Below are 25,671 nucleotides of genomic sequence, written 5' to 3'. Positions count from 1 at the left end.
GGCTGCTCTACTGCTGCTATTCTTCATTTTCATCTTCAAGTAGCATGGTCTCAAATGCCACGGCTTTGTCAGGTTCCGATGCATAAATTACATGGTGATGGCTTTTCAAGAGCCCCTTTATCCATTCATCCCTTCTGGACTGCTCTATTCTGGAAATGTCATAGTAGCACATCTGCGAGCAACCAAATTCCTCAAAATGTTCGTGGGCTGTTTTTTCCAGCGCCAGCCCCAATTGCATCCCTTCCTTTGATTCAATGTCCGTTATCGTCCTGCCGACAAACCTGTAAGGCGGTTTCATGCCTATGGTGGATTCTTTCCCTATGCGTTTCAGAGTGCCAAGTGCATCGAGCTTTCCCTCATCGGACCTTTCAATGCGATGGATGCGCAAAGAATCTGTGCGCTTGTACGAATCGACGTCGATGCCCTGGGCAGACAGCCGCCCTTCAATTGTCTCGGGCTCGTCAGGAGTAAAGAAAATGCACGACTCGCCTTTTTCAAGGCCGTTCAAGAGATACCTGGCTATCATCAAGTCTGCATACTCGGGGTTGTCGTACAGCAGGACTATGTGGTTGTTATTTCCCTCCATTCTGTCAATGAACTTTACTGGCCGGTAACTTGCTGCTGCTTTTTCAGCGCTCATAAATCTCTCCCCTCCCTGAAACATCCAGGTACTTGACGCCCATCTCGCGGACAAAGTCCCTGATCCGGTCATAATCCTGCAAAAAATCGTGGCCTTTCTCGGTTATCCCAAGCGGGTTTTGCACGATCATTTTCTTGCTTTCCAGTTCATCCAGGTACCTTGCAAGCTTGTCGTATGCAAGGTTGCTGAGGGACTGCACCCTCGTAGGTTTTGCCTCGCCGTTTGTCAATTCCAGCTTGATAGCGCTGAGGATATCGTTGTATATCTCCATCTTGTTTCGCTTCGGCTTCGGCAAATACCCTTGGTGGCTCTTTCTAATTAATAAGCCTCCCCTTGGGGAGCAACGCCTTTTATGTCATCCGCAATAGTGCATGTATGAATAACAATAATAAAACCGAATCCGCTACACAAGAAACAGCAGCAACAACAACGGGTCACCTGGAGGCCTTCCTTTACAGGGTGCCGAAAAAGAACCACGACGCCATCGCGCAGAACCTGAAGAAATTCGTGCCGTGGTTCAAGAAAAACGGGGTGGGAATAGAGTACTACCAGCTCGGCAATTACAAGACCATGGAAGGCATGGAAAGCATTGCCAAGACCCTCTCTGCCGCCGAAGACGAGGACATCTGGATGGAGCTTCAGTACTTTAGAGACCGCAAGCACTGCGAAGACGTCTATGCAAAGATGATGAAGGACAAAAGCATCGAGCCACTCGGGAACGAGTTCTTTGGCCTGATCACGCAAGGAAAAAGCCTAGTCACGGGCGGGTTCAGCCGCCTCAGGGAGTAGGGGCGTGTCGCCATAGCGAATATGGGAGGATAAGTTGGAAATGCCCACAATAGTTCATTTTGAAATACCTGCCCACGACATAGAGCGCGCAAAGGGATTCTACAACAGGCTGTTTGGGTGGAAGGCAGAAAAAATATTGGGTCGCCCCCTGGAAGAAGGCCCCATGGAATACTGGATATTTAGAACCGGCAAAGAAGGAAGCGGAGAGCACGTCATGAGCGGAGCCATAATGAAAAGAATGCAGCCGGACCATTCGATCACAAACTATGTCAATGTCGACTCTGTGGCAGAATACGAAAAAAAGATCGAAAAGCTTGGAGGCAAGGTGAAGGTTCCAAAGACCGAAGTGCCTGGCATGGGCTGGTTTGCAATCTGCACGGACACGGAAAACAACACGTTTGCGCTGTGGGAGCAAAAGATGCCGCCCGCCAGTGAGTCGTAAAATACAGAGAAAATGACATGACAAAAAGCAAGAGCTGGGTTATTAAGTCGGTACACCATACTCCTGATGGTCGTTCCGTGATAGCACAATACAGAGAACCCGGGATTTGTTTGACATTGCGATTTCTTGACGCCTCGCTTCCCAGCTCTTTGATTTGCTTCGAGCCGATCCTGAATAATAGGTAGTTGAAAAACAAGTGGGCAGCGTGGAGAAACAAGACGTGAATCGCTCGGGATGGAAAACGCTCATCATCCTGAGTTGCCTGGGCCTGATTGTCATGTTTGACGAGACAATGATACTGCCTGCCATTCCGGATTTCATCCGCGATTTCAACATCTCGTACAGCACCTCGTCGTGGATACTTTCGTCCTACATAATTGCAGGAGCCGTGATGACCCCGATTGCAGGCAAGCTGTCCGACATCTATGGCAAGAAAAAGATATTGCTAATAGTAATGGCAGTCTACACAATAGGTATCCTGTCGGGACGATTTGCCCACGGCATCGAGATCATGATCGCGGCAAGAGTGGCGCAGGGAGTCGGGATGGCGATGTTCCCTATCGCCTTTGGAATCATCAGGGAAGTCCTTCCGGAGAAAAAGCTTGCAATAGGCCAGACGATCTTCAGCTCCACGTTTTCCGCCGGGGCTGTTATCGGCCTGGTGGGCGGCGCAGCCATAATCCAGAACTTTGGGTGGCAGGCAACGTTCCTGGCGATACTTCCTGCCGCAATCGCGCTCTTGCTGATAATAGTAAGGTTCGTGCACGTCCGGCAGGTCTCTGCACCAATGGAGGTGGGAGTCGGGGCAGGCAGTGGCAATCATCATCAATCTGATGCCCAGAAAATCGACCTAAAGGGGACGCTGGCCCTTGCGGCTACAATAGTGTCATTTCTGGCAGGCATATCGCTGCTGGAAACCAACAGCGCAAGCGCAGGGTACCAGCTTGCCGGGCTCTTTGCAGCATCCGGAGCATCCCTTGCGGCATTTATCGCCATCGAAAAGAGGGTGCAATCGCCTCTGCTCGACCTCAAGATAATGACCAGCAAGCTTTTCCTTCCCCCTGTCATCATCATCATGCTGGTCTTCATGTCCATGTTCATGGTGTACCAGACGATCCCAGTCATGGTAAGGAGCCCGGAGCCGCTTGGGTTCGGGGGAGACGCCATAACCTCCGCAAGGGTCCAGCTTCCCTTCATGGTTGTGTTGCTCATAGGGACGATCATGTCGGGCTTTCTCCTGAACAAAGTCGGCAACATCAGGCTATTGCTGCTGGGCACGGCGATCAGCACGATAGGATTCTTTAGCCTGTTCATGTTCCATTCGACCGAAGACATAGTGTCGGTCGGGCTCGGGATAATCGCGGCCGGGCTTTCGCTCTCGATCACCGGCGCATTTAACGTAATACTCCTTTCCGTGCCGATGCAGGTGACGGGGATTGCCCTTGGAATGGCGATGCTCCTCAATCTGGTCGGGATGTCGGTGGGCCCGTCGTTTGCCGGGATGTTCCAGCAGATGGATCAGGGGACCGTCCCGGGAGTCCCAGGCACGTTTCCGACCGAGAACGCATACAACCTGATATTCATTACGGCGGCGCTGGTGTCCGTTGCGTCTGTTGTCATGGCGCTTTTGGTGACAAGGAGAAAAATCGCACCTGCGATAATGACTGGGGACCAGCGAGAGGCAGGCAAAGACGGCCCCATGCACTAAAAAATATGCACGGGCAGCAACACGGCAGGCGGCTAGCAAAAGAAGCACAAGAACGAGAACAACAGCAAAATCGGCGATTAACTGATAGGATATGACGTATCATCATCATCGTCATCTGACGGCGCCAAAAGTGGCTAAAGGCTCGTACGGGCTAGTGCTTGCGAGCTCCATAAACGATCACTGCCACACCACTTGTACCAAGGGCAGCTGCGACCGACCAGATCGTCTGGTACCGTTGGTATGCCGCTTGTTGCTCGGCGTTAAAAGGCTCTCCAGCTGGATGGCCTTGAAAATCGTTGTCGTCTGCAAAGCTCTCTGCAGACCAGAGAAGAACTGCTATTCCAAGAACTGCAAGGCTTGCTCCGCCCAGGATCCATAAAAGCCGCACGGTTTGTCTGCCCCGTCTTTTGTAAAAATATTTATCTTATCGTGACTTGTCCGGCACATTTCAGGCAGAACCCGACAAAATGATTTTTTTCTTGATCAATCCGTCAGGAACCGTGAGAGCTTGCTCTTGTTGCCCCTGATGGCCGACTGGGCGGCTGCAAGGATCGCGATTGGTATCCTGTGCGATGAGGCGCTCACATAATCAAGGCCAATGGCGGTGCAGAACTCGATGGACTTGGGGTCGCCTCCGTGCTCGCCGCATATGCCTATCTCCATGTCCTTTTTCACCTTCCTTGCCATCTCTATGGTCATCTTCATCAGTCTCCCGACCCCTTTCTGGTCGATGCTCTGGAACGGGTTGACCGCAATGACTCCCTTTTCAAGGTAGAAGGGCAGGAACTTGCCCTCTGCGTCCTCCCTGCTAAAGCTGAACGTGGCCTGAGTGAGGTCGTTCGTTCCAAAGCTGAGAAAGTCGGCGACGTGCGCTATCTCGTCTGCTACGAGGCACGACCTGACGACTTCAATCATGCTCCCAAAGACTATTTTCAGCTTTATCTTGTGCCTGTGCTCGGCGTCGCGTTTTACAGACTCGAACATGTGCCTGACTGTGGCAAGCTCGTTGACGGTTGCCACCTGCGGCACCATTATCTGCGACTCTACTTTCACTCCTTCTTTCGTGAGGTCTGCCGCCGCCTCGCACACCGCCCGTATCTGCATCTCGTATATCTCGGGAAACGTGATGCCCACCCTGACGCCCCTGTGGCCCAGCATCGGGTTTATCTCGGAGAGCTCGCGCACGCGCCTGAGCATCTTTTCGCGCTTTAGCATTTCTGACTCTGCCTTGTGGCCTCCCTCCGACTTTAGCTCGAAAATCTGCATCATGAGGTCTTCCTCCTTTGGAAGGAACTCGTGCAGCGGCGGGTCAAGGAGCCTTATCGTCACTGGCAGGCCCTGCATCTCCTTGAAGATCGCCTTGAAGTCGGACTTTTGCAGGCGCTCAAGTTCCGCCAGCGCCTTTTCGCGCTCTTGCTCTGTCTCGGCCATGACCATTTTTGTGAAAAGCGCAATCCTGTCGTGCTGGTTGAACATGCGCTCTGTCCTGCACAGCCCGATTCCCTCTGCACCATATTTCCTTGCCAGAGTCGCGCTCTCGGGCGTGTCGGCGTTTGCGCGGATCCTTATCGCCTTCATCTCGGCCGACCACTGCAGGATCTCCTTGAACTCGGACGTTATCTCGGGGGCGACGGTGGGCACTTCGACTGTATACACTCTACCAGTCGAGCCGTCGATTGTTATTTTCTGGCCCTCCGAGACTGCTACCCTGCCGGCAACTGAGAAGCTTGCGCCCTCGGGGTCTATCTCTATCTGCGAGCAGCCGACGACGCACGGCTTGCCCATGCCCCTTGCGACCACCGCCGCGTGCGAAGTCTTGCCGCCCCTCGTGGTCAGTATGCCGACTGACTGGAAGAACGCCGGCACGTCGTCCGGCTTTGTGTCCTCCCTGATGAGTATGACCTTTTCGCCCCGCTTGCCCATCGCCTCTGCCTTTGCAACATCAAAAACGGCGATGCCGCTTGCCGCGCCCGGCGACGCCGCGACGCCCGTTGCGACCGGCTTTTGCTTGACGTGGCTGTCAATCCTCGGGTAGAGTATCTGCTCCAGGCCCTCCGGGTCAATTCTCTGCAGCGCCTCGACCTTGTTTATGAGGCCCTCGTGGTACATGTCCACCGAGGTCTTGACGCTTGCCCCCGCGCTCATCTTGGCCGTTCTAGTCTGCAGGATATACAGCCTGCCGCGCTCGACTGTGAACTCGACGTCCTGGCACTCCCTGAAATGGTTTTCCAGTTTCTGGCAGACCTGGCTCAGCTGGCCAAACACCTGCGGCATCTCGCTTTCCAGCTGGTCGATGTGGCTTGGGTTTGCCTTGCCCGACACGACGTCCTCGCCCTGCGCGTTCACCAGATAGTCACCATAGAGCTTTTTCTCGCCGGTCTCGGGGTTGCGCGTAAACACGACGCCCGTTGCGCTGTCCCTGCCCATGTTGCCAAACACCATAGCAACCACGGTGACTGCGGTGCCGTTTGCCATGTCAGGCGTGATGCCGTACTGCCTGCGGTATTCCACCGCGCGCTTGCCGGTCCACGAGCGGAACACCGCGTCGATCGCAAGCTCTATCTGCTTGTAGGGGTCGTCCGGGAACCTCTTGCCCGTCGCCTCGCACAGCGAGCGGAACGACGCGATGACTTGCCGCAGCGCTTTTTCGTCAGAGGAGTTGTTGTTGATGCCGTTTCCCACAAGCGCTTTCTCAAACTGCCTGTCGTCTGCGCCAAGCACTATCTTGCCAAACATCTGGATGAAGCGCCGGTAGGCGTCAAGCGCAAACCTGGCGTCGCCGCTCTGCGCAGCAAGGCCCTCTACCGTCTGGTCGTTGAGGCCGAGGTTGAGGATGGTGTCCATCATGCCCGGCATCGACACTGGCGCGCCGGACCTCACGGAGACGAGGAGCGGGTTTTTCGCGTCGCCGAATTTCTTGCCGGTAATTGACTCGAGGCGCCTGACAGACTTGCGCACCTCGTCCATAAGGCCGTCCGGCAGGCGCTTGCCTGCCTCGTAGAACTTCTCGCAAATGTCAGTCGTGATTATAAAGCCGGGCGGGACCGGCAGGCCCAGTTTCGTCATCTCCGCAAGGCCGGCGCCCTTGCCGCCAAGGAGCGCCCTGTTCTTGCCGTCAGCCTCGTCAAAGAAGTATATCGGCTTGGCAATCGCGCTGCTCATGTTTTTTGATGAAACTTCTTGCCAACTGCTGGTTTAAAACGTTATGAACAGCGTATATACACACCGATAGTTTCAAATCAATGCCTGCGCAGAGCTAGCCGGCCTTGGCGGACCCCGGCCTTTCCGTGCCCATGCTCATCCAGTTCCTCGACCTCTTTGGAACTGCCGCGTTCGCAGCTACCGGTGCCTTCAAGGCGGTGGAGCACAAGTCCGACATTGTCGGAATCATCATACTTGCCACGATAACCGGGGTTGCAGGCGGCGTGCTTCGCGACGTGATATTTGGCAGGGTGCCGCCTGTCGCCATAGCAAACCCTCTCTATGTTGCAATAACGATAGGGATGGCCGTTGCCATCTTTTTCCTCTACAGGTCGTTCAAGCACTACGAGGGGCTTATCCTGAAATTTGACGCAGTCGGCCTCGGCGTCTTTACAATAATCGGCGCGTCGTTTGCCTACAGCGTGTTTGGGCTGAATTTCCTTGCGATGGCGTTTGCCGGCATCGTGACGGCGGTCGGGGGCGGAATACTGCGCGACGTATTTGTCAATGAGGTGCCAATCGTGTTTGTCAAAGAGCTATACGCGTCTGCAAGCTTTGCCGGCGTGGTCGCGTTCTTTGGGATGCTTGCCGCCGGAGTCGACGTCAACGTCGCGGCTATACCGTGCATCGCCCTTGCCACCGGGCTTCGCATGCTTGCGATGAAGTACAACTGGAACCTGCCTAGGCCTAGGGTCTAGCCTCGTACACGAGGTTCACCGGGCTCCTGGTCGCGCGCCTGAACCTGGTAAAGCCGCCCTTTTCGACTACCTCGCGTATCTTTTTCTCGCCGGCCTGCGCTCCAAGCCCCGGGCCTCCCTGAGCAAGTGACGCCGGCACGCATATGGCAGTCGAGGCCGAGTAGAACAGCCTGCCAAGCGGGTTAAGGTTGTCCTCAAGTTTATCTTCGGCATACGGCTCGACTATTAGCATCGTGCTGTCCTTATTTTTGAGCGCCCTGTACGTGTGGGCAGCCGCGCCGTAAGGGTCGACCATGTCGTGCAGGCAGTCAAAGAACGCAACGACGTCATAGTCATCGCCGGGAAAGTCTGTCGATCTTGCCACCTGGAACGTGACCCTGTCTGCGACACCTTCTTTTTCTGCCTGCTTTTTTGCCCACTCTATCGAAGGCTCGTGGTAGTCAAACCCATAGAACTTGGAATTTGGGTACACCTTGGCCAGGAGTATGGTCGACGCGCCGTGGCCGCAGCCGACGTCTGCCATCTTGGCTCCCTTTTTCAGCTTGGCCTCAACGCCATCAAGCGCAGGTATCCAGCTCTTGACAAGATTTGCGTTGTACGCCGGCCTGAAAAACCGTTCGGTGCCCTCAAACAGGCATTTTTCGTGGTCGCCCCACGAAAGCCCCCTTCCGGTCCTTACGGCCTCGATTATCTTTTGCTCGTCCTTGAAAAGTGACACCAGGATCTGAAATCCGCCCTGCATGAACGCCGGGCCCCCTTCCTGCGCAAGCGCCATTGCCTGCTCCTCCGGCAGCGTGTACGTGCCGGTCTTTGCGTCGTACGACACGTACCCGCCGGCAGCCTGGCTTGCAAGCCACTCTTTTATCATGCGCGGGTTTGCGCCGGTTTTCTGTGCCAGCGCGTCTGAAGTCATGGGGCCTGCCCCTGCCATCGCCCTGTACAATCCAAGCCTGTCGCCGACAAATGCAAGGAGTGCTCCCACTCCTCCTCCCATGTCGCTTACCACCTTTCCAATAAACTCGTTTAACTTTGCCTCGTCGACCATATGCATGCGCACTTCAGCAATACTGAATATTTAAGAGAATTTCCAGATCCTTACAGAATCTCTTTACTCTGTGTATCTTCTATGATGATATTTTCTTCATGCCCTGCGCAAGCTCGGCTATCTTGTCGGGCCACGACTTGGCCTTGATGATTCCAGAAGCAACCAGTATGCCGTACGAGCCAAGCTCGACTGCCTTTGCGACGTCGTCCCTGTCCGTGATGCCTGCGCCGCAGATCACCTTTGATTTTCCGCCTGCCGCCTTTATGGAATCCGTTATGATGGCCGGGTTTTCCTTTGACACTGCCCTGCCGGAGCCTATGAGCTCTGGTGGCTCGATTGCGATAAAGTCCGGCTCCATTTCTGATATCCTTGTCACCTCGTCAGGCGTGCGGGCGCACACAATTGACGTCATTTTCAGAGCGCGCAGCTTCTTCGCCAGGCTTGCGATAACGCCAATTTCGATCCTGTGCTCGCTGTGGTTTATCAGCGAGCCGGATGCGCCGTACGACTTTGCGATCTCTGGCACGAAAAATCCCGTGGTCGAGCCTTCTTGAGCGTCGTCGACGTGCTGGGATATCACGGGGATGTCGACGTTCTTGCAGACAAGCGCAAGGGACGGCTGCGGTGGCGCAAGCACCACCTCGACTTCTAGTTTCCTTGCGACTTCTTGCGCCGCTCTTGCAAGCTCTAGCGTCTTTTCTGCCGAAGACGCCTCGCCATAGTTCTTGAAGTTGATGATGAGGGGCCGGTTCAACAACTTCAACGCTTGCCCGCTTTGCCCTTCTTTGGCTCTTCGAGGTCGCGGAACTTGGATTCCAGCTTGCTCATGCGCGCCTGGTAGCCCTTGTTGTATTCAAGCTCCTCTGGGATGAGCGTCGCCGGATGGATAAAGCCCTGGTTGCGCATTATCATTGCGCGCTCTGCCGCCCACATGCGCTGGAGGTCCCAGTCGACAGTGCCAAAGCCGTCGTGTGGGCCGGTCAGTTTCCCGTTGTGCATGCTGAAAAGCAGGCAGGATACAATGGGTATGGAGTAGTTGAGGCTTGCAGCCGAATTGAGTCTTACCGGCTGCAGCGGCATGTGGTGGCTTCCCCTCGTGTTGCCTGCCACATAGTGCGGGTCGTTGAACGCACTTCCCGCCTCTTCGGTAGCTGGAAAGTTCTTTTGAGTCCTTACTATCATGATGGGGTCGTCCTTGCCTACGTACGTGCCGGCGATGTTGTGCAGGCGGTCGGTTGACGCCGACACTATCTGCTCGGACATGTCTGCCGAGAAAACTGCCGAAACGACGTACCTGCCCGGGTACATCAGCGCTGCCTCAAGCTCTGCCTTGTCCTGCCACATCTTCAGGTCGGCGACCTTGCCGGACATGACGTCCATTATTCTAAATACGACGCCTTCTGCAAGGCGCTCGTTTATCAAGAGGCCGGTATTGCTCCTTGCGTCGACAAACATCCTCCACAGCGGGAAATTGTATGCGCCCGGCTCTGTCTTGTCGGCTGCGAAAATGCAGAACACCTCGCTTGGGCGCTCTTCCATCTCTATCTCGGCGACTCCCGGCCCCATGCCCTTGACGTTGCCAGAGAACGAGTCCTTCAGCAGGTCCTGCCCTGCGCCGTACAGCCCCTGCTCCTTGGCCACCTTGGTGCCTTCTGTGAACGCGTCCCACGCAAGCTTGTGGATTTTTTCGTTGTCGACTCCAAGCGTGTGGGTCATTATGATGTGGATGTCGTCTCCGCTAAAGCCGATGTAATGGTCGATTAGCATCCCTTTTGAGTTCTTGGCTACAAAGCTCTTTACCGCGTCGACGAGCTCGTCGCTTGGGCGGGTGTGGCCGCCAATGCCTCCGATATCTGCCTTGATTGCGCTGATCGTGATCCGCATGTCTGAAGAAAAAAGTCGCGGTTATTGGTTTAAAACTCTTCCGATAGTTCCCTCCTGTGGGAATGAATATTTTTGCACGCCGGATCCCCTGCGCACGGCGCAGGGGTGGCAAAAATTTGCGAACGAGACGTACAAGAAATCGCAAGAATCGCAGGCGAAATACAAATAAAGCCCATGAAGCGCTCTTGCCCTATGAGCGCTAGCAAAAAGCCACACCTGAACATTGTGGTTACAGGCCACGTCGATAATGGTAAATCTACTACTGTCGGTCACTTGCTCGTCGATCTCGGCGCAATTGACCAGAGAACTATTGACGCATATGCAAAGGAATCCGAGGCAACCGGAAAGGGTGACACTTTCAAGTACGCATGGGTCATGGATTCGATCAAGGACGAGCGCGAAAGAGGTATCACCATCGACCTTGCTTTCCAGAAATTCGAGACCTCGAAGTACTTTTTCACGCTGATCGACGCTCCCGGTCACAAGGACTTCATCAAGAACATGATCACGGGCGCGTCAGAGGCTGACGCAGCCATCCTTGTAATCTCGGTCAAGCCGGGTGAAACAGAGGCATCCATCGAGCCGGGAGGACAGGGCAGGGAGCACGCGTTCCTCGCCAAGACGCTCGGCGTCGGCCAGATCGTAGTCGCACTGAACAAGATGGACGATGTCGGCTACCAAGAGGCACGCTACAAGGAGGTCAAGGACAGCGTAGAAAAGATGCTAAAGTCCGTCGGTTTTAACGTAGCCAAGGTCAACTTTGTGCCGGTGTCAGGCTGGAAGGGCGACAACCTTGTGAAAAGAGGCGACAACATGCCGTGGTACAAGGGCCCGACCCTTGCGGAGGCACTCGACGCGTTCGAGCCGCCCGAGAAGCCAATCGGCAAGCCGCTCAGGGTTCCTATACAGGATGTTTACACAATCACAGGCGTCGGCACCGTGCCGGTGGGCAGGGTGGAAACAGGCAAGATGAGGCCAAACGACAAGGTCGTAGTCATGCCGTCAGGCGCTGTTGGCGAAATCAAGTCAATCGAGACTCACCACACAGTGCTCGAGTCGGCAGAGGCTGGCGACAACGTCGGCTTTAACCTCAGGGGCGTGGACAAGAAGCAGATCAAGCGCGGCGACATTATCGGCCCGGCAGACAACCCGCCAGCAGTCGCAAAGGAGTTTGAGGCACGCATCATCGTCATCTCGCACCCGACCGCAATCGCTCCGGGCTACACGCCAGTGCTGCACGCGCACACTGCGCAGGTCGCGGCGACAATCTCTCACTTTGTGAGCAAGATCGACCCGAGGACAGGTGCGACAACGGAAGAGAACCCCAAGTTCCTAAAGACGGGCGACGCGGCAATCGTCAAGATAAAGCCGGTGAGGCCACTTGCAATCGAAACGTTCAAGGACTTTCCGGAGATCGGCAGGTTTGCGCTCCGCGACATGGGGACAACCATCGCCGCAGGCGTCGTCCTGAACATCACCGAAAAGTACGACCCGAACAAAAAGTAAGTGAATCCAGATGCCCCAGGCAGCAAGAATCAAACTGACAAGCACGAACCTCACCACGCTTGAAGGCGTGTGCACGGAGATCAAGGGCATCGGGGAAAAGAGCGGCATCAAGCTGCGCGGACCCCACCCCTTGCCGACCAAGCGCATGAAGGTGGTGACGAGAAAGTCGCCGTGCGGCCAGGGAACGAACACGTACGACAAGTACGAGCTCCGCATCCACAGGCGGGTAATCGACGTGGGCGCCGACGACAGGGCAATCAGGCAGCTTATGCGCCTGAAAATCCCTGACGATGTCTACATCGAGGTCTCGCTGACCCAATAACTTTCTATTTTACTTTACCTTTTTGTAACTGCCCTTTGGCACCCTTATCTTTCTGGCAGCCTCCGGGTGGATTATCTTTGCAAGTATCTCAAGGCCCACGACAGTTCGCGGGCTGGGCTTGCTGAAATACGCGCCCGACTCGACCGCATAGACGATTTTCTGCTTCACTGCGCGAAGCGACTCCCACTTTTCATTTCCTTTCAGGGTTTTCATCTCTTCAAGCGTCCTCTCTACCCCAAAGCCGCATGGCATCATGACGATGATGTCGGGGTCGAATTTCGCGATCTCTTCCAGATCCGTCCTGCGCGACTGCTCGCCTGCAACGCTCAGCCCATTTATGCCGCCAGCATACTCGACCATCTGGGGAACCCAGTGGCCGGCGGTAAACGGCGGGTCGACCCACTCGATGCACGCCACCTTGGGCCTGCTGCCTTTTACCTTCATTGCGCGCACCGCGTCGATGCGTTTTTGAAGCGACGAGACTAATTTGCGGCCCTCTTTTACCCTGCCGACCTTTTCTGCCACGTCCATGATGCTCACCAGCACGTCGTCAAGGTCGTGCGGGTCAAGCACGAGCACGTCAGGCTTGCCTCCAAGCACGCTTACCGCCCTTCCTATCTCCTTTGTAAAGGGCGAACATACCTCGCAGAGCCCCTGCGCCACGATAAGCTCCGGGTCGGCCTCCTTGAGCGCCTTTTCGTCGACTAGGTAAATGTCGCCTCCCGATCGCACCAGCTCTACTATCTTGCTGTCAATCTCTTTTCCAGTCATCCTGGCCGGGTCAAAAGACGGGTGTATTACCTGCGGCTTTTTCCGCGCGGCAGGCGGGTACTTGCACTCGTGGGTCACGCCGACCAGCTGGCGCCCAAGCCCCAGCTCGTACAGGGTTTCTGTGGCACTTGGCAGGAATGAGACTATGCGCACTAGATCCGGTAAAACAGCGCGTGTGCGTTAAAAACCTGACTATGAGGTCTCTGTCTACAGAACAAAGCTCCAAAACTTTTTTAATCTCATGGTGCTCGCAATTATCAATGAACGCAAAGATAGCACTAGCTGCAGGCATGGCGGCTATTTTGGCGGCCGTATTGGCTATCCCTAGCCAGGCAGCCTTTGCAGCGACCGTCAACATCACCATTGTGCCGGGAGCGTCGACCAAGACAAACGACGCGTTTTCTCCAAACCCGGCCCAAGCCAACGTGGGAGATACTGTGATTTGGACCAACAAAGATGGCGCTCTGCACACTGTAGAGTCCGGTTCAGGCGGGACCCCGGACGGCAAGTTCGGCGAAAAGCCTGACGGCACCCCGGTGCTCATTCCGCCGACCAAGACTCTTGAGTTCAAGCCGACAGAAGCAGGAGAATATCCGTACTTTTGCTCGCTCCACCCTGCAATGGTAGGCACGCTCACAGTAGCGGCTGCAGGCGGCAGCACTGGTGGCAACGGAACTGCGACGATGCAGGAAGGAACAGCCACAGCCCAGCTTGACGGCAAGAGCTACACAGTGACCAGCAAGTCTGCAACCTCCAAGGTGACTGCTGCAACTATCACCGCAGGCGAGTCGGTCAACGTGGCTTTTGACAAAGCCGGCGAAATGGAAGTGACGCTGCCAAAGGCCATGATAGATGGCATACAGAGTGTCACCGCAAACGGCCAGACTGTGCAATTTACGTCAACGAACTCGACAGACTCGACGACGATAAAGTTCACGGCACCGGCCGGCGCTACGTCGGTTGACATCACCGGAACTATGGTCGTGCCAGAGTTTGGCGTGATTGCAGCGCTTGTGCTTGCGGCATCGCTTGTGGCAGTGATAGGCGTCGCGCGCTTCAAGGGGCAGGCCTTTGGGTTTAGGCTATAAGGCCGCTCCCTTTCCTTTTCTTTTCCCAACAATACTTTATTATTAGAACTGCCTGAAAATGTCATCCGTGCTAGTGTTTTTCGCAGCATTTTTTCTGCTCATACCTTTTCTGCAGCCTGCCTTTGCACAGAACGACAATGACAATGGTCTGGCCATGCTCGAGTCTGCAAGCGATCAGGGGACGTTTCTGGTAAGGATGTGGTGGACGCAGGCAGACATTGGCGCCGACAATACCTTTGAGATAAAATTTGTCGAGCCGGAGACCGGCAGGGAGCTGGAGGACATCACCTACGACTTTATCGTAGTCTCGGCAAGCGGCCAGGAAGCGGTGCACCGGCAGTCGCAGGCCGCAAGTGTGCAGGCCGTGGCGTTTTCCACGGAAGGGCCGTACACCATCAGGATTGCAAACATAGACGGCCTTGGCGAGGGGGCCGACTTTGATGTTAGGGTAACGCCCGAGTTTGCGCCAGCCGCGATTGCGGCAGCCGCGGGCATCGCGCTTGCGACGATTTTCGGCGCAAAGTTCCGGAAGAGGTCATAATTTATTACCTTGGCCGGGGCATTAGGTGTGATGATGATGTCGTCTACAACGCTATACCTTTCTATCGCACTTGCCGCAATCCTGGCCGCAGGGTTTGCAGTGATCCCTGCCGCGTATGCGCAAACGGGAGCGCCAGCTGGTGGCAAAAGCCTTGACATCGCGATCACGCCTGAATGGTCCGATGACGGAAACGCCAAACTCAACGTGAGCTTTTTCAATCCTGGCACTACAACTCTTCATCAGCATCAGGACTATGACGTTGTGATCATCCAGAACGGCAACGAGGTGTTCCGCGCTTCAAAGCAGACCAACCAGCCGTTGCTGCACAACGTGGAAGGAACTCTGAGCGTGCCGTACAAGTTCCCACAGAACGGTCAATACACTGTGAGGGTTGAGCTTCTTGGCCTCGGCCTGCCTCCGGTACCGATAACGCCCGAGCACACCGACCTTTCCATCAGTGTTACGCCCGAGTTCCCTGTAGGCGCGCTGGGCGCAGTCGCCGCGGCAGTGATGACCGGGGCAGTCGTCGCCACAAGGATAAAGAAAATAAAGAAAATTTTTTAGGCCTTGCGGGAAAGGGAGCGGGCTGCAATGGCGATGCCTGCGACCCCCACTCCGATGCCTGTCATGCCAATCAGGTAAGCCCTGTCGGCTTCTGCCTTTATCGCTTCAACATCCTGAGCAGCCTTTTGAGCCGCGTCGGTTGCGTTCTGCGCGGACGTCTTGGCAGCGTCAATCTGGCCGGTCAGGTCGGATATGGTCGTGCGCATCTGGTTTACAAAGTCCTGCGGGACGCCCTGGTTCGGGTTGCTTGACGCGGGGAAGTTGAGCGTCTTGGTGTCTTCTACGTCTTCTATCTGGACGCTGTTGTTCACCTGCTGGCCGGCGATGGTGCCTGTTATGCTCGCCGTTATCTGGCCAAGCTGCGTCGGGATTATCTGCGCGACATAGAGGCCGGCAGCCTCTCCAGGAAGGACTTCGAGGTCCTTGCTGTCGCCGCCCTTTATCACGGTCAATTTTGCAGACGCAAAGGCGTTTGCGACCGGCTTGCCGTCAGAGACTCTCGTCACCTCAACCACGACAGTGTTCATCTGCCCAAGAAGCGGGGGCTCTGTTCCCCAGCCTAACTCCATCTTGATGTCGCCTGCCACCGTGGAGGTGTGGGCATACGCTGGACGAACAGGAAGTCCAGCAAGCAAGATGATCGGGACTGCAAGTGCAAGAGCAAGGGCGGCTTTTTTCATCAGCATCATGGAAAAATTATCTTGCAGTGCTTATAATCTTTGATGATTGTTCGGGATTTGTACCACAACTGAATATTCTTAGTTGGTTTCTGAATCTGACTCGCTTGAAATGTCAAAATAGGTCCGTCCAGATATGATATCATTTGAGTATTCTATAAAGCTCGATACGTTTGTTAAGCAATTCGATTTGTTCTTTCAATCTCATAATTTCTTTCGACATTTCGTCTTGTTGTTTCAACTGATCACGCAATCTGTCTATGATTTCAATCGCAGCACCGTAGACTTTGCTTTCAACCACCAAACCGCGTCTTTCTGCCTCCTTTCTTGCCTTCTCAATATCGGCCTCGGTCTTACCGAGCTTGGTCTCGGCCATTTCTGGGCTTAGTGTTAGCGTTGACTTATGCACCTTTGTGGCTATGACTATAGGCTTGCCTGTTGCATCTGTAATAATACCAACGAGCTTTTTGCATTCTGAACAAATCGTCTCGGTTTCTGCACCGTTGTAAACCTGTTTACTTTGATACTTGCCACACCACGGACAGTCAAAATCGACTTGGCTCTTGTTAGATGACAATCATACTGCAAAAAGATATGCTTGAATAAAAAGCGCACGGGTGCGACAACGCCTTGAAAGGTACTACAAGGTGCGTAGGGGTGCCAATCTTGTCACAATGGACCCATTCATGACGATTGGTGAAATGCTGGCCACGGTGTTAGTGGTAGAGTTGAAATGCAAAAGCAGCCCAAATGATGATAGCCAAGAAAACAATCACGATTAGCGCTGCCAGATAAAATGTATCTTTGTTAGCAAATGGTTCAAAAAAGAACATCTTTCTTATCTTGCTTTCGCCGACTATTGCATGCAGGTTTACTTCGGTATCGCCTGTATTCTCTTGTGAGAAGTGACGTAACAATATTTCTGCAACGGCCCAATTGCGAAATATGAGAATGCCGGCAATACAAGTAAATACATAGGTGATTGACAATACTATCCACGCAAATGAGCCAATAGCAACTTGAGTAAACAGTGTCAAAATTGTAAAAATACCTACCGCTAACGCTACTAGAATAGAAGAACTGGCAGTGCTATGATGAAGCAGGTAATCGAGTACAGACATTGACTTGGACATTATGGCCTTGTTATATGACTTTATTGCTGCAGCTTTTCGCCCGCCGCACCCGTGCAGTTCTTTCAACATGTTTTTGCATACTCTAGCATGCCTTTGCATACTCTAGCATACTTTGGCATACATTTTGTTACCTTTCGAGCATGTGGTAAATTACTGTAAAATATGGTAAAGACAGCAATGTTTAAAATCAGTACAGGCAGTCAGAAGTAATAGCAGGTGGCCCGGCCAACACGCCCAACCCATCAGCGAGGGTCGCTGAGCGTGAGAGCCACCTGCTACTTTGCGTCAAGTTTTACCCTAGGTTTAACGTAACGTATGGTAACCTGTGGTAAGCGCTGCTAATTAAATTTGCCGTAAAGCCGTAAAATATCTTTACCGTAATCTTGTGAGAAGGTTTAAAACATGAATCGTGCCATGCTATAATACTCGACCCTTTTCATGGCATTGGTACGACGGTAACTGTGGGTCTAGTTACAAGGTAATTAGCCACAAATCAAGATTCCAGTTCGGGATTTGTACTCAAGATTCCAGTTCGGGATTTGTACCATAAAGTAAGCAAGAGTCAAATATGGTCCGGCGCGTATTACGATCGTGTTGTCTGGCCGGCCACAGTCACTGCTGTACGTCGTTGCCGTTGCCATGGTAGTGGCGACGCTCGCCATTGCAGGCATGCCGCCGCAGCAGCAGTCCTTTGCACACCCGATAACAGTAAGCTCTTCTCCCAAACCGTTTCAGAGCTTGTCTTCCTCGCCGGCAGAGGTGACGGTCACGTTCACAGAGCCGATAGAGCTCTCGTACAGCACGATGTCGGTGCTTGCCCCTGACGGAGCGCGGGTCGACAAGAACGACCCCCACAACGTGGGAGGCGACACCCAGACCCTTGGAGTTTCACTGCAGCCGGGCTTGCCTGACGGCATCTACACCGTCACCACAAGAGTGCTTTCCGCAGTTGACGGCCACGTGGTAGAAAGCGCCTTTACGTTTGGGATAGGCACCGCCGTAACGCCTGGCGCGGGCCCTGCGACGCCACCCTCGCAGATCCTGTCTCCACTAGAGTCGGCGTCAAGGTTCCCCGGCATGGTCGGGCAGGTGATAGTTGTGGGCGCGGCGTTTGGCTCGCTGTGGCTGTGGAAGCCGCTTGCGCGCGTGCCATGGCTTGCAGGCGCAATATCCTCCCAGCGCGCCGCAATCGACCGGAAGATGGTAAAACTCATCATAATCGGCGCGGCCATCGTGATTGGCTCAAACTTTGCCATGATAGCCGTGCAGGCGATCGACATCAACGCGGGGATAGCCCAGGCGATAGCGACCAAGTTTGGCAACGTCTGGACGACGCGCATGATCGAGTCGTCCATCCTAATGATAATCGCTGTGTTTGTGTACCGCAAGCTGACCCGGACCGGCGCGCTCCCAAGCAGGGCCGAGATGCTTGCGATACTCGTAATGGGCCTTGCGGTGCTCGTGACGTCAAGCCTGATAGCGCATGGCGCGGCCACCGGACAGATAACTGCAATCCTGCTTGACTTTTTCCACAACACCGCCGCAAGCATCTGGATAGGCGGCCTGATACTGATGGGCTTTGTGGCAGTGCCAAAGATCCTTGCGATGCCTGACGAGCGCGCAAGGGCCGCAGCGATCTCAATCCTGATACCGCGCTTTTCCACAATAGTGGTCACGATACTTGGCATTGCGATCATAACCGGTCCTCTCTTGCTTTTCCTCATCGAGAGCGACCTTTCATTGACGCTTGCGTCCACGTACGGCAAGGTCCTTGCGATCAAGCTGGGCCTTGCCGGCGTGATGGTCGCAATGGGCGGATACTCGCAGTTTGTGATACAGAAAAAGGCGACGGTCGCAATGGTAGGGGGCTCTTCAGTCCAGTCAAACGGCTATGGGCGCTTTGCCAAGAGCTTGAAGGCAGAGGCCGGCGTCGGCATAGCGCTGCTCCTGATGGTGTCCATAATGGCCAACAGCTCGCTTCCCGCCGGCGAGTTCCCGCAGTACGGCAAGCCACAGGATTCGCAGGAAGCGTTTGCCGCCACGCAGCAGACAGCCGCTGCCGCATCCACAAAATTCACCCAGACGCTGTACGCTCCTGACGGCAAGGTAAACCTCGCGGTGGACCCGTTTGCCGTGGGCCAGAACAGGTTCACGCTTGCGTTCGCTGGCAGTGACAACAAGCCTGCTACAGACGTCAGCGCTGCAACGATAAAGCTTACGCAGGTCGAAAAGGGGATAGGCCCGATAAGCATCAACACGACGCGCCAGCAGGACGGCACGTTTGCCGCAGACGCGGCTTTCAGCCTGCCGGGCGTGTGGTCTATCCAGGTGGAAGGCGTGCGCTCCTCCGCGTCAAACATCGTCGCAAGCCTTGACGTCACTGTAAGGCCGGCGATATCGAGCCTCGGATTTGAGGTCAAGGAGTACAAGACGCCGGAAAAGAGCCTCTTGTTGTACCCTGTATTCGACGCGGCTCGTCAGTCGATATGGGTCGGCGACACGAATCCGGGTTCAAGCAGAATATTCCAATTTGACACTGCTACAGGCAACTATACGGTACACAAATTGAGCAGCCGTCCAGATAGTGCCAACCTTGTCACAATGGTGGCACTTGGCAGCGACGGCAAGTTGTGGTATATTAGCCCGCCGCCACCGTCAACATCCTTGCCATCATATCTTGGGCAGTACGACCCACAAACAAAGCAAGACCGCAAATTCCAACTGTCAGAAAACGGCATAGCAACAGGTCTTGCAATAGATCGCAATGGCAACCTGTGGATGCCAGTGTCTCAGCCAAACAAAGTCTTCAAGTTTGACCCACGCTCTGAAAAATTCTCTGCAATAGATATACCGTCGCCCAACTCCGGACCTGTAGCTCTATCGGTAGACCGTAATGGCAACCTGTGGATGCCAGAATCGGCGGTAGGCAAGATCGCAATCATAGATCCTGCAACTGGCAACATCACGGAATACGCGCCAAAGGGCCAGAACAAGCTCATAATACCTACTTCCATATTCCCTGATCCAAACGGCCACGACCTCTTTGTCACCGAGCATGAAGGGCACACTGTCACGGCATTCAACCCGCTCTTTGAGACGTTCCGCGAGTATCCTGCCCTGAACGACGCCGGCCTGCCCTTTGGAATGGCGGCTGACAGCTATGGCAACATATGGGTTGCACTGCACACAATAGACCGGGTCGCCGTATTCGATCCAAGGACAGGGGCAAGTGCTGAGGCCAAGATACCGACCTCGGGCTCGACCATTCAATACTTGGTCGCTGACGACAAGGGCAAGATCTGGTTTGCAGAACAGCAAGGATCAGCCCTTGGCAGCATCGCGATAACGGCCAAGCCTTCCGCGCCGGCGCCGCAGCAGCCGGGAGGCGCAGGCGCGCCAGAAGAAACGGCAAGCCCTGTGACAAACGTCGGCTTTTCGCTTGCCGACCTTGCCGGGCCCGCGATAGCCGCTGGCATAGCGATAAGCGCCATGATGTACGCCAAGAGCGCAACAGACCTGAAGCGCAACGTCCGTATGGCGATGAAAGGTCAGAGCTAATAATCATCTTGCATGTCAGTAGGACATTCGCCTAATGTACCACTTTTCTTAAATTTTCTATAGCTTCCAATACCTGCATGAAACTAGCAATAATTATGGTTGGGGTAGCGATAGCGCTCCTCTTGACAGGCGCTTTTGCGGCGCCGGCCTATGCGCACCAGCGCCAGCTCTACACGATAGGCGGCAAGGACTACTTGATAGTGATAGGCTCGCTCAACGAGCCTGCGTTTGTGGACGACAAGACCGGGGTTGACCTTCGCGTCCTCAACGCAGACCCGAGCGACCCGATGAACTCTCGCGCGGCAGGAGCGACTCCTGTCACGGGCCTTGAGCAGACACTAAAGGTTGAGATCGGCGCAGGGGACAAAAAGAAAGAGATGCCACTAGAGCCCGTCTTCAACTCGCCAGGCCAGTACAGCGCGCCGTTCTACCCGACCATTGCGACGACGTACACGTACCGCATATTCGGGACGATAAACAACACGCCGGTCGACCTCACGTTCTCGTGCACCCCTGCAGGCGAGGCTGGCGCGCAGCCAGACAACTCTGCCGTCACGGTGTCAGAAGGCGTGGTGAGAAAGGGTGTAGCCGGAGGCTATGGCTGCTTTGAGTCGCGAACCGACGCAGGGTTCCCCGAGCCATACATGCAGAACAACGACGTGAGCAAGGCCATTGCGCAGGTCCAGAGCGACGTTGCGTCCGTCAAGGCGCCGCCGGCAGCATCAGGTGGAAGTGATGGCGGCATGGCGTGGGCGGGAATCGGCCTTGGCATAGTGGGCATAGCCATAGGCGCTGTGGCAATGGCAAGGCGCGGCGGCAGCAACAACAAGTAGCGCCCCATCTTTTTTCCCTAGCCATGTCAAGCCGCCGGCCCCTCCTCATTGTTTTTGCACTGGCAGCCCTAGCGCTGTTGCTGCCCTCAGCAGCGATAGAGCCTGCATTTGGCCACGCGGTGCCTGTGAAATATTCAATTGCGCCAAACGCGCAGTTCCACGAAAAATCCGAGCTCCCGCAACAGCTAGCAATATCGTTTTCAGAGCGCCCAGACCCGAATGTGAGCTACATCCGGGTTGCAGACGCGCAGGGCCAGCGCATCGACAACAACGACTTTGCAGTCATTGGCGAAAACGGCAGGCAGGCTGCCGTGACGCTGGATACAGGCAAGGTCAGGGACGGCATATACACGGTGTCGTGGTTCACGATGTCGCTTGACGACGGGCACATCACGGAAGGCGCGTACGTCTTTGGCATGGGCCATGAGGTGGTGCCGGCAGGAGGGCCAAGTGAGACGCGGTACGTCACGTCGTACGAAGACGCGCTTGCCAAGTGGCCCCTCATCGTAGCGCAGACGGCAATCGTCGGCGGGGCGATGGCGCACGCAATCCTGCGGAAAAAGCTTGAAGAAGAAGGAGCAGCAGGCCGTTTCCTGCGCAGGTTTTCAATCATCCTGCTTGCAAGCGCAGGCGCCGTGGCCGCGTCTGCCACAGTGATCATGCTCTTGCAGGCCGGCAACCTTGCCGAGGCCGCCGGCGTCCCGCTTGGGCAGGCCGCGCAGTCACTTGTTGCAAGCTCGCCAGCCGGCGCCGTATGGCTAATCCGGCTTGCAGCGTCGGCAATAGTGGTAGCAGCCGGCGCGGTCCTTGCCTGCATGATGAAAAAAGGCGACAAAAAGCCGCTACTACTACTGCTGCTGTACGCCATCCTTGCGGCAGGCGCGGTCTCGCTGTTCTCAAACAGCATGCTGAGCCACAACTCTGCCGCGCCGTTCCTGCCTGCGCTTGCGACGGCGCTTGACTGGGCCCACTTTATGGCCGTGTCCGCGTGGGTCGGGGGCCTGTTCTACCTGGCTTTAGTGTTTGCGCCGGCGACAAGGCGGTCGCCACGCCAGCTTGCGACCGCGCTGCCAAGATTTTCGCTCGTAGCCACCGTGTCGCTTGGGGTCATCGGCGTGACTGGGATCTACATGGCGTGGGTCCACCTGCACGCGCTGGACTCGCTCTTTTCCACGCCGTACGGGACAAGCTTGGCAACAAAACTTGCAGCCGCCCTTCCCATGGTGCTCCTTGGGGCGTACCACCAGCTCAGGCTGCACCGGGAAATAGTCGTGCTTGCAAGATCCGGCGGCCAGGAATACGCGGCCACGTCGCGCTTTGGCAGGACCGTCAAGGCCGAGGCGCTTGTCGGGATAGGAGTGCTACTTGCAGCCTCTTTTCTCACGATAACGTCGCCGCCCGCACAGGCCATGACGACGCATCAGCAGTCCGGCCCGCATTTTATGCACCGCGTGAACGTGGACGGTGTTGACATCGCGCTGGAAATATCTCCTTTCCAGCCGGGGGTCAACACGTTTACCGCCACGCTTTTGGAAGGAGGCACCAATCCCCCGCAAAACATTGCAAGCGTGGTGCTGCGGCTCACAAACGTGGACGCCGGGGTGGGGCCGCTGGTAGTCACGCTGCAAAAAACCGGCGACGGCGTTTATTCGGCCACCGGAGGCTACCTGAGCCAGGCAGGCGAATGGAAGATGGACTTTATCGCGCAGAGGGTAAACGCGTACGACCTGAACCACAGCTTTACCGAGACTCTGGTAAGCGGGCAGGCCATGCCGCCGGGAATGCCTGCGATGCCTGAGATGGATGAAGAAGACAGCAACACGGAAATGCTGCCAAGCTTTGACTCGTTTGCGGCCCTTGCGCTGGGCCTTGCAGCGGCGGTGGCAGGCGGGAGCGCCTTTTATGCGAGGCAGAGCCGGCTGCAGATGAAAAAGACGCTTGCCGCGCTGGGCTAGCTGGCTATAGCTAATTCTGGCTTTGTACCAATCCCTTTATTAGGCCAAAACCACCAATTTATTGGTGGATGCAGACGGGTAGTAACCAGCCTGTTCAGGAGGCGACGGCGTCAAAGCCTCTGGTATTTGGGCTCACCGCGGCCATAGTGGTAGGCATCATTGCGCCCCTCGTTCTCCCGCACGTCACGCACCCGTCCATGCTGTCCCACATCCTCCTCCACATCGCAAGCCTCGTGATAGCCTCGTTCCTCAGCATTGTCTCGCTGACTGCGTACAGGCGCACAGGCGGGGCAAGGACGCTTTACATGACGCTTGGGTTCATCGCGCTCGGAATCGCAGAGGTGTTCTACCTGTTCCAGGCAGTCGGGCTCTTGTTCTTTTTGCAGATCCCCAATCTTGATATAGAATTCCCGCACATCATCGTGCTTGCAATGCTCAGCCTGTTCGGGCTAGGAGTGCTTAAGGTGAACAAGTGAGATGGAAGAAGTGTCAGAGACCGTCAGCACCCAGGATCTCCTCCTGAACCTCATCGAGCGCGAGCCGGGCATCCGCTACCGCGAGCTCTTGCGGTCGACCGGCCTTGCAAACGGCGTGCTGACGTACCATCTGTCCGCCCTTGAAAGGGCAAGCGTGGTGAGGGTGGACAGGCAGCAGGCGCGCATCACCCGCTATTACCCTGTCAACGTGCCGGAAAGCGAGTCGCAGGTGCTTGGCTACATCAGGCACGAGCCGATACGCGAGATAGTGTCATTCATACTGTCGCAGGACATGTGCACCTTTGCAGAAATAGTGGAGCACACGGGAAAAGCGCCTTCCACCGTTTCGGCGCACCTGAAGCGCCTGAAGGATGCCGGCATACTGTCCGTCAGGTACGGCGAGTACCAGCTGTACAGCCTTGCGAACAAGGATCTCATCGCCGACGTGCTGTCAAAGTACCGCCGGACCTTTGCCGACAAGGTCGTCGACAATTACGTTGAAATGTTGGACGAGCTCTAGCATAGCTGTTGCTGTCGTTAAAGTCGCTTGCGTGCGCAGTGGCTCTTGCGGCCATTTTCCTGCTGGTCGCGCAGCCGGCGTTTGCCGATCCGCTAAAGAACGCCGTGTACAAGCAGAGGTTAGGCAACTATGACTTTGAGGTCGCCACCGAGCCGGCCAGGCTGGTGGCCGGCGAGCCTGCAAAGGTGGTGATGAGGATTGCCGGCGTCAACGGCGACGACCTGGTGGACGTGCCGGTAAAGATAAGGCTGGTCAAGGACGGCGCCGAAGTCGCAGCGGTCGGCCCGGTAATAGTCCCGTACGGCCACTATGCGTACGACCGCACTTTTGCAGAGCCGGGCAGGTACGTTCTTTATGCAGACCTTACAGACAACGCCTACAGCGGCCAGACCCTGACTTTTATATTCGAACTTGACGTGGCAGGCCAGAACGACTATTACCTCTACACTGTCGCGCCCGGGATCGGGGCTGCCGGGGCGGCAGTTGCAGGCGCAATAGTGATAATGCGCAGAAATAGAAAGAAGGCAAAGGAACAAGCCTGATGGCACGGAAGGGAGGGGAGGAGAAAGGCTCTCCCCGCCGTGCAATGAACAGGCATATGCATTTTTTCTCTGCAGCGAACTGGCGCTACAGGGTAGATTACGCATTGTTTGCATATTAGTAGTTGTGGTTCATCCGGCAGATGTACCAGCATGATGGTTGAAATATGCAAAGCGCCAAAACAGGCCGATGCTGCTGCTGTTGTTGTTGTCACTGCACTTCCTTGCAGTCGTCATGCTCTTTTTTACAGGCATGTTCTTTGTGCCGGCGTACGCCCACTTTTTCGGCACCACAAAGGAAGTGGACGGATACCAGATAATCTTCCAGCCGTACCCTGCAAGCCCGATAACCGGCACCAACTCGACTCTCAACTTTAGCGTGCTTGCCAGCGACGGCAACAACATCTACAATGTCTACACATCAGTGGTGATTGCGGACAAGCAGACGGGCAACCCGATTCATCAGGAGCCCTACCGCCTGTACGAGATAAGCGACATCACGACAAGGTATGTGTTTGACACGCCGGGAAGCTACGTCGTGACCGTGCAGACCCGCATCCCCGGCGATGCAAAATACGCGTCGCAGCCCCTTGTGGCAAGCTTTGACGTGAGCGCATTTCCGCCCGGCATACCACTTGACGAGCTGTTGCTATACTACGTGACGCCTGCGGCGGCAGTTATCGCCGGCATTGCAGTCTATTTGCACTCTAGAAACAAGATCTAAAACTGCTACTACTTCGGCCGGTGTACTAGAACCCTAATTAAAGGATGACCGGTTTCT

Annotated in this window: 27 protein-coding genes; 16 read left to right on the top strand and 11 right to left on the bottom strand. The window is 55.3% G+C overall.

Annotation, left to right across the window (positions count from 1 at the left end; translation table 11 throughout):
• Positions 1-16: 16 nt before the first annotated feature.
• Positions 17-640, bottom strand: a complete 624-nt coding sequence (locus NVIE_RS07055) for an MEDS domain-containing protein (RefSeq protein ID WP_075054646.1) — start codon at positions 638-640, stop codon at positions 17-19.
• Complete coding sequence (locus NVIE_RS07050; RefSeq protein WP_084790680.1) at positions 630-935, bottom strand: winged helix-turn-helix domain-containing protein; 306 nt, start codon at positions 933-935, stop codon at positions 630-632. Before NVIE_RS07050 ends, NVIE_RS07055 begins: the two co-directional genes overlap by 11 nt.
• An 80-nt stretch (positions 936-1,015) precedes the next feature.
• Here NVIE_RS07050 and NVIE_RS07045 point away from each other — a divergent pair, with 80 nt between their 5' ends.
• From NVIE_RS07045 to NVIE_RS07035, 3 genes are all read left to right on the top strand, one after another.
• Complete coding sequence (locus NVIE_RS07045) at positions 1,016-1,429, top strand: DUF1428 family protein (RefSeq protein WP_075054645.1); 414 nt, start codon at positions 1,016-1,018, stop codon at positions 1,427-1,429.
• Between the two features lie 40 nt (positions 1,430-1,469).
• Positions 1,470-1,871, top strand: coding sequence for a VOC family protein (locus NVIE_RS07040; protein WP_075056059.1), 402 nt, complete (start codon positions 1,470-1,472; stop codon positions 1,869-1,871).
• Between the two features lie 205 nt (positions 1,872-2,076).
• The gene (locus tag NVIE_RS07035; protein ID WP_227717522.1) at positions 2,077-3,579 is read left to right on the top strand and encodes an MFS transporter; all 1,503 of its coding nucleotides are present in this window, start codon (positions 2,077-2,079) and stop codon (positions 3,577-3,579) included.
• Between the two features lie 151 nt (positions 3,580-3,730).
• Here NVIE_RS07035 and NVIE_RS07030 read toward each other — a convergent pair whose 3' ends face one another.
• Together NVIE_RS07030 and ppdK are read right to left on the bottom strand one after the other, a co-directional pair.
• The gene (locus NVIE_RS07030) at positions 3,731-3,967 is read right to left on the bottom strand and encodes a hypothetical protein (RefSeq protein ID WP_075054644.1); all 237 of its coding nucleotides are present in this window, start codon (positions 3,965-3,967) and stop codon (positions 3,731-3,733) included.
• 95 nt (positions 3,968-4,062) lie between these two features.
• Positions 4,063-6,741, bottom strand: a complete 2,679-nt coding sequence (gene ppdK / locus NVIE_RS07025) for a pyruvate, phosphate dikinase (RefSeq protein ID WP_075054643.1) — start codon at positions 6,739-6,741, stop codon at positions 4,063-4,065.
• A 104-nt stretch (positions 6,742-6,845) separates the two neighbouring features.
• On the opposite strand from ppdK, the gene NVIE_RS07020 reads away from it, so the two are divergent.
• Positions 6,846-7,478, top strand: coding sequence for a trimeric intracellular cation channel family protein (locus tag NVIE_RS07020; RefSeq protein ID WP_227717521.1), 633 nt, complete (start codon positions 6,846-6,848; stop codon positions 7,476-7,478).
• Here the strand turns inward: NVIE_RS07020 and NVIE_RS07015 are convergent.
• The 3 genes from NVIE_RS07015 to fbp form a co-directional block, all read right to left on the bottom strand.
• Positions 7,468-8,523 carry a class I SAM-dependent methyltransferase gene (locus tag NVIE_RS07015; RefSeq protein WP_075054642.1) on the bottom strand — a complete coding sequence of 352 codons (1,056 nt, stop codon included), beginning with the start codon at positions 8,521-8,523 and terminating at the stop codon, positions 7,468-7,470. The two genes, NVIE_RS07020 and NVIE_RS07015, sit on opposite strands and share 11 nt — an antisense overlap.
• 79 nt (positions 8,524-8,602) lie before the next feature.
• Positions 8,603-9,286: a triose-phosphate isomerase gene (gene tpiA, locus NVIE_RS07010; protein WP_227717520.1), complete on the bottom strand. Its 684-nt coding sequence runs from the start codon at positions 9,284-9,286 to the stop codon at positions 8,603-8,605.
• Positions 9,283-10,407, bottom strand: a complete 1,125-nt coding sequence (gene fbp / locus NVIE_RS07005; RefSeq protein WP_075054641.1) for a fructose-1,6-bisphosphate aldolase/phosphatase — start codon at positions 10,405-10,407, stop codon at positions 9,283-9,285. Before fbp ends, tpiA begins: the two co-directional genes overlap by 4 nt.
• 192 nt (positions 10,408-10,599) lie before the next feature.
• Here fbp and tuf point away from each other — a divergent pair, with 192 nt between their 5' ends.
• Together tuf and rpsJ are read left to right on the top strand one after the other, a co-directional pair.
• Positions 10,600-11,913, top strand: coding sequence for a translation elongation factor EF-1 subunit alpha (tuf, locus tag NVIE_RS07000; RefSeq protein WP_075056055.1), 1,314 nt, complete (start codon positions 10,600-10,602; stop codon positions 11,911-11,913).
• A gap of 10 nt (positions 11,914-11,923) precedes the next feature.
• Positions 11,924-12,235, top strand: a complete 312-nt coding sequence (gene rpsJ / locus NVIE_RS06995) for a 30S ribosomal protein S10 (RefSeq protein WP_075054640.1) — start codon at positions 11,924-11,926, stop codon at positions 12,233-12,235.
• Between the two features lie 9 nt (positions 12,236-12,244).
• On the opposite strand, the gene NVIE_RS06990 is transcribed toward rpsJ, so the two are convergent.
• On the bottom strand, positions 12,245-13,159 hold the full coding sequence (locus NVIE_RS06990) for a cobalamin-binding protein (protein WP_075054639.1): 915 nt from the start codon (positions 13,157-13,159) through the stop codon (positions 12,245-12,247).
• 107 nt (positions 13,160-13,266) lie between these two features.
• On the opposite strand from NVIE_RS06990, the gene NVIE_RS06985 reads away from it, so the two are divergent.
• The 3 genes from NVIE_RS06985 (at position 13,267) to NVIE_RS06975 (ending at position 15,199) form a co-directional block, all read left to right on the top strand.
• A complete protein-coding gene (locus tag NVIE_RS06985; RefSeq protein WP_075054638.1) occupies positions 13,267-14,094 on the top strand; it encodes a cupredoxin domain-containing protein in 828 nt (275 codons plus the stop codon).
• Between the two features lie 67 nt (positions 14,095-14,161).
• Positions 14,162-14,635 carry a hypothetical protein gene (locus NVIE_RS06980; protein WP_144239552.1) on the top strand — a complete coding sequence of 158 codons (474 nt, stop codon included), beginning with the start codon at positions 14,162-14,164 and terminating at the stop codon, positions 14,633-14,635.
• A 30-nt stretch (positions 14,636-14,665) separates the two neighbouring features.
• Positions 14,666-15,199, top strand: a complete 534-nt coding sequence (locus NVIE_RS06975) for a hypothetical protein (RefSeq protein WP_075054636.1) — start codon at positions 14,666-14,668, stop codon at positions 15,197-15,199.
• On the opposite strand, the gene NVIE_RS06970 is transcribed toward NVIE_RS06975, so the two are convergent.
• The 3 genes from NVIE_RS06970 to NVIE_RS06960 form a co-directional block, all read right to left on the bottom strand.
• Positions 15,196-15,888 (bottom strand): hypothetical protein, encoded by a 693-nt coding sequence (locus tag NVIE_RS06970; RefSeq protein ID WP_075054635.1) that lies wholly within the window; start codon positions 15,886-15,888, stop codon positions 15,196-15,198. The genes NVIE_RS06975 and NVIE_RS06970 overlap by 4 nt on opposite strands.
• Positions 15,889-16,018: 130 nt before the next feature.
• On the bottom strand, positions 16,019-16,453 hold the full coding sequence (locus NVIE_RS06965) for a hypothetical protein (protein WP_075054634.1): 435 nt from the start codon (positions 16,451-16,453) through the stop codon (positions 16,019-16,021).
• A 139-nt stretch (positions 16,454-16,592) separates the two neighbouring features.
• Entirely contained in the window at positions 16,593-17,078 is a 486-nt protein-coding gene (locus NVIE_RS06960; RefSeq protein ID WP_075054633.1) for a hypothetical protein, read from the bottom strand.
• Between the two features lie 525 nt (positions 17,079-17,603).
• On the opposite strand from NVIE_RS06960, the gene NVIE_RS06955 reads away from it, so the two are divergent.
• The 7 genes from NVIE_RS06955 (at position 17,604) to NVIE_RS06925 (ending at position 25,614) form a co-directional block, all read left to right on the top strand.
• The gene (locus tag NVIE_RS06955; protein WP_075054632.1) at positions 17,604-20,567 is read left to right on the top strand and encodes a copper resistance CopC/CopD family protein; all 2,964 of its coding nucleotides are present in this window, start codon (positions 17,604-17,606) and stop codon (positions 20,565-20,567) included.
• Between the two features lie 77 nt (positions 20,568-20,644).
• The gene (locus NVIE_RS06950; protein WP_144239550.1) at positions 20,645-21,400 is read left to right on the top strand and encodes a hypothetical protein; all 756 of its coding nucleotides are present in this window, start codon (positions 20,645-20,647) and stop codon (positions 21,398-21,400) included.
• 77 nt (positions 21,401-21,477) lie between these two features.
• Positions 21,478-23,355 carry a CopD family protein gene (locus tag NVIE_RS06945; RefSeq protein WP_158435125.1) on the top strand — a complete coding sequence of 626 codons (1,878 nt, stop codon included), beginning with the start codon at positions 21,478-21,480 and terminating at the stop codon, positions 23,353-23,355.
• A 68-nt stretch (positions 23,356-23,423) separates the two neighbouring features.
• Positions 23,424-23,831 carry a hypothetical protein gene (locus tag NVIE_RS06940; RefSeq protein WP_075054629.1) on the top strand — a complete coding sequence of 136 codons (408 nt, stop codon included), beginning with the start codon at positions 23,424-23,426 and terminating at the stop codon, positions 23,829-23,831.
• Position 23,832: 1 nt separating this feature from the next.
• Positions 23,833-24,351 carry a winged helix-turn-helix transcriptional regulator gene (locus tag NVIE_RS06935; protein ID WP_075054628.1) on the top strand — a complete coding sequence of 173 codons (519 nt, stop codon included), beginning with the start codon at positions 23,833-23,835 and terminating at the stop codon, positions 24,349-24,351.
• 8 nt (positions 24,352-24,359) lie between these two features.
• Complete coding sequence (locus NVIE_RS06930) at positions 24,360-24,893, top strand: hypothetical protein (RefSeq protein ID WP_075054627.1); 534 nt, start codon at positions 24,360-24,362, stop codon at positions 24,891-24,893.
• 205 nt (positions 24,894-25,098) lie between these two features.
• A complete protein-coding gene (locus tag NVIE_RS06925; RefSeq protein WP_144239549.1) occupies positions 25,099-25,614 on the top strand; it encodes a hypothetical protein in 516 nt (171 codons plus the stop codon).
• The last annotated feature ends 57 nt before the right edge of the window (positions 25,615-25,671 follow it).

This window comes from Nitrososphaera viennensis EN76 (genome assembly GCF_000698785.1).
Classification (GTDB): domain Archaea; phylum Thermoproteota; class Nitrososphaeria; order Nitrososphaerales; family Nitrososphaeraceae; genus Nitrososphaera; species Nitrososphaera viennensis.
Note: the sequence above shows the minus strand (reverse complement) of the source record. Positions and strands in the feature narration are given on the sequence as shown.

Coding starts and splice junctions, on each gene's coding strand:
- NVIE_RS07045 (WP_075054645.1), top strand. CDS start 1,016: ATGAATAACAATAATAAAACCGAATCCGCTACACAAGAAACAGCAGCA.
- ppdK (WP_075054643.1), bottom strand. CDS start 6,741: ATGAGCAGCGCGATTGCCAAGCCGATATACTTCTTTGACGAGGCTGAC.
- NVIE_RS06960 (WP_075054633.1), bottom strand. CDS start 17,078: ATGTTGAAAGAACTGCACGGGTGCGGCGGGCGAAAAGCTGCAGCAATA.
- tuf (WP_075056055.1), top strand. CDS start 10,600: ATGAGCGCTAGCAAAAAGCCACACCTGAACATTGTGGTTACAGGCCAC.
- NVIE_RS06950 (WP_144239550.1), top strand. CDS start 20,645: ATGAAACTAGCAATAATTATGGTTGGGGTAGCGATAGCGCTCCTCTTG.
- NVIE_RS06970 (WP_075054635.1), bottom strand. CDS start 15,888: ATGATGCTGATGAAAAAAGCCGCCCTTGCTCTTGCACTTGCAGTCCCG.
- NVIE_RS06985 (WP_075054638.1), top strand. CDS start 13,267: ATGAACGCAAAGATAGCACTAGCTGCAGGCATGGCGGCTATTTTGGCG.
- fbp (WP_075054641.1), bottom strand. CDS start 10,407: ATGCGGATCACGATCAGCGCAATCAAGGCAGATATCGGAGGCATTGGC.
- NVIE_RS07040 (WP_075056059.1), top strand. CDS start 1,470: ATGCCCACAATAGTTCATTTTGAAATACCTGCCCACGACATAGAGCGC.
- NVIE_RS06940 (WP_075054629.1), top strand. CDS start 23,424: ATGCAGACGGGTAGTAACCAGCCTGTTCAGGAGGCGACGGCGTCAAAG.
- NVIE_RS06975 (WP_075054636.1), top strand. CDS start 14,666: ATGATGATGTCGTCTACAACGCTATACCTTTCTATCGCACTTGCCGCA.
- NVIE_RS07055 (WP_075054646.1), bottom strand. CDS start 640: ATGAGCGCTGAAAAAGCAGCAGCAAGTTACCGGCCAGTAAAGTTCATT.
- NVIE_RS07015 (WP_075054642.1), bottom strand. CDS start 8,523: ATGGTCGACGAGGCAAAGTTAAACGAGTTTATTGGAAAGGTGGTAAGC.
- rpsJ (WP_075054640.1), top strand. CDS start 11,924: ATGCCCCAGGCAGCAAGAATCAAACTGACAAGCACGAACCTCACCACG.
- NVIE_RS06935 (WP_075054628.1), top strand. CDS start 23,833: ATGGAAGAAGTGTCAGAGACCGTCAGCACCCAGGATCTCCTCCTGAAC.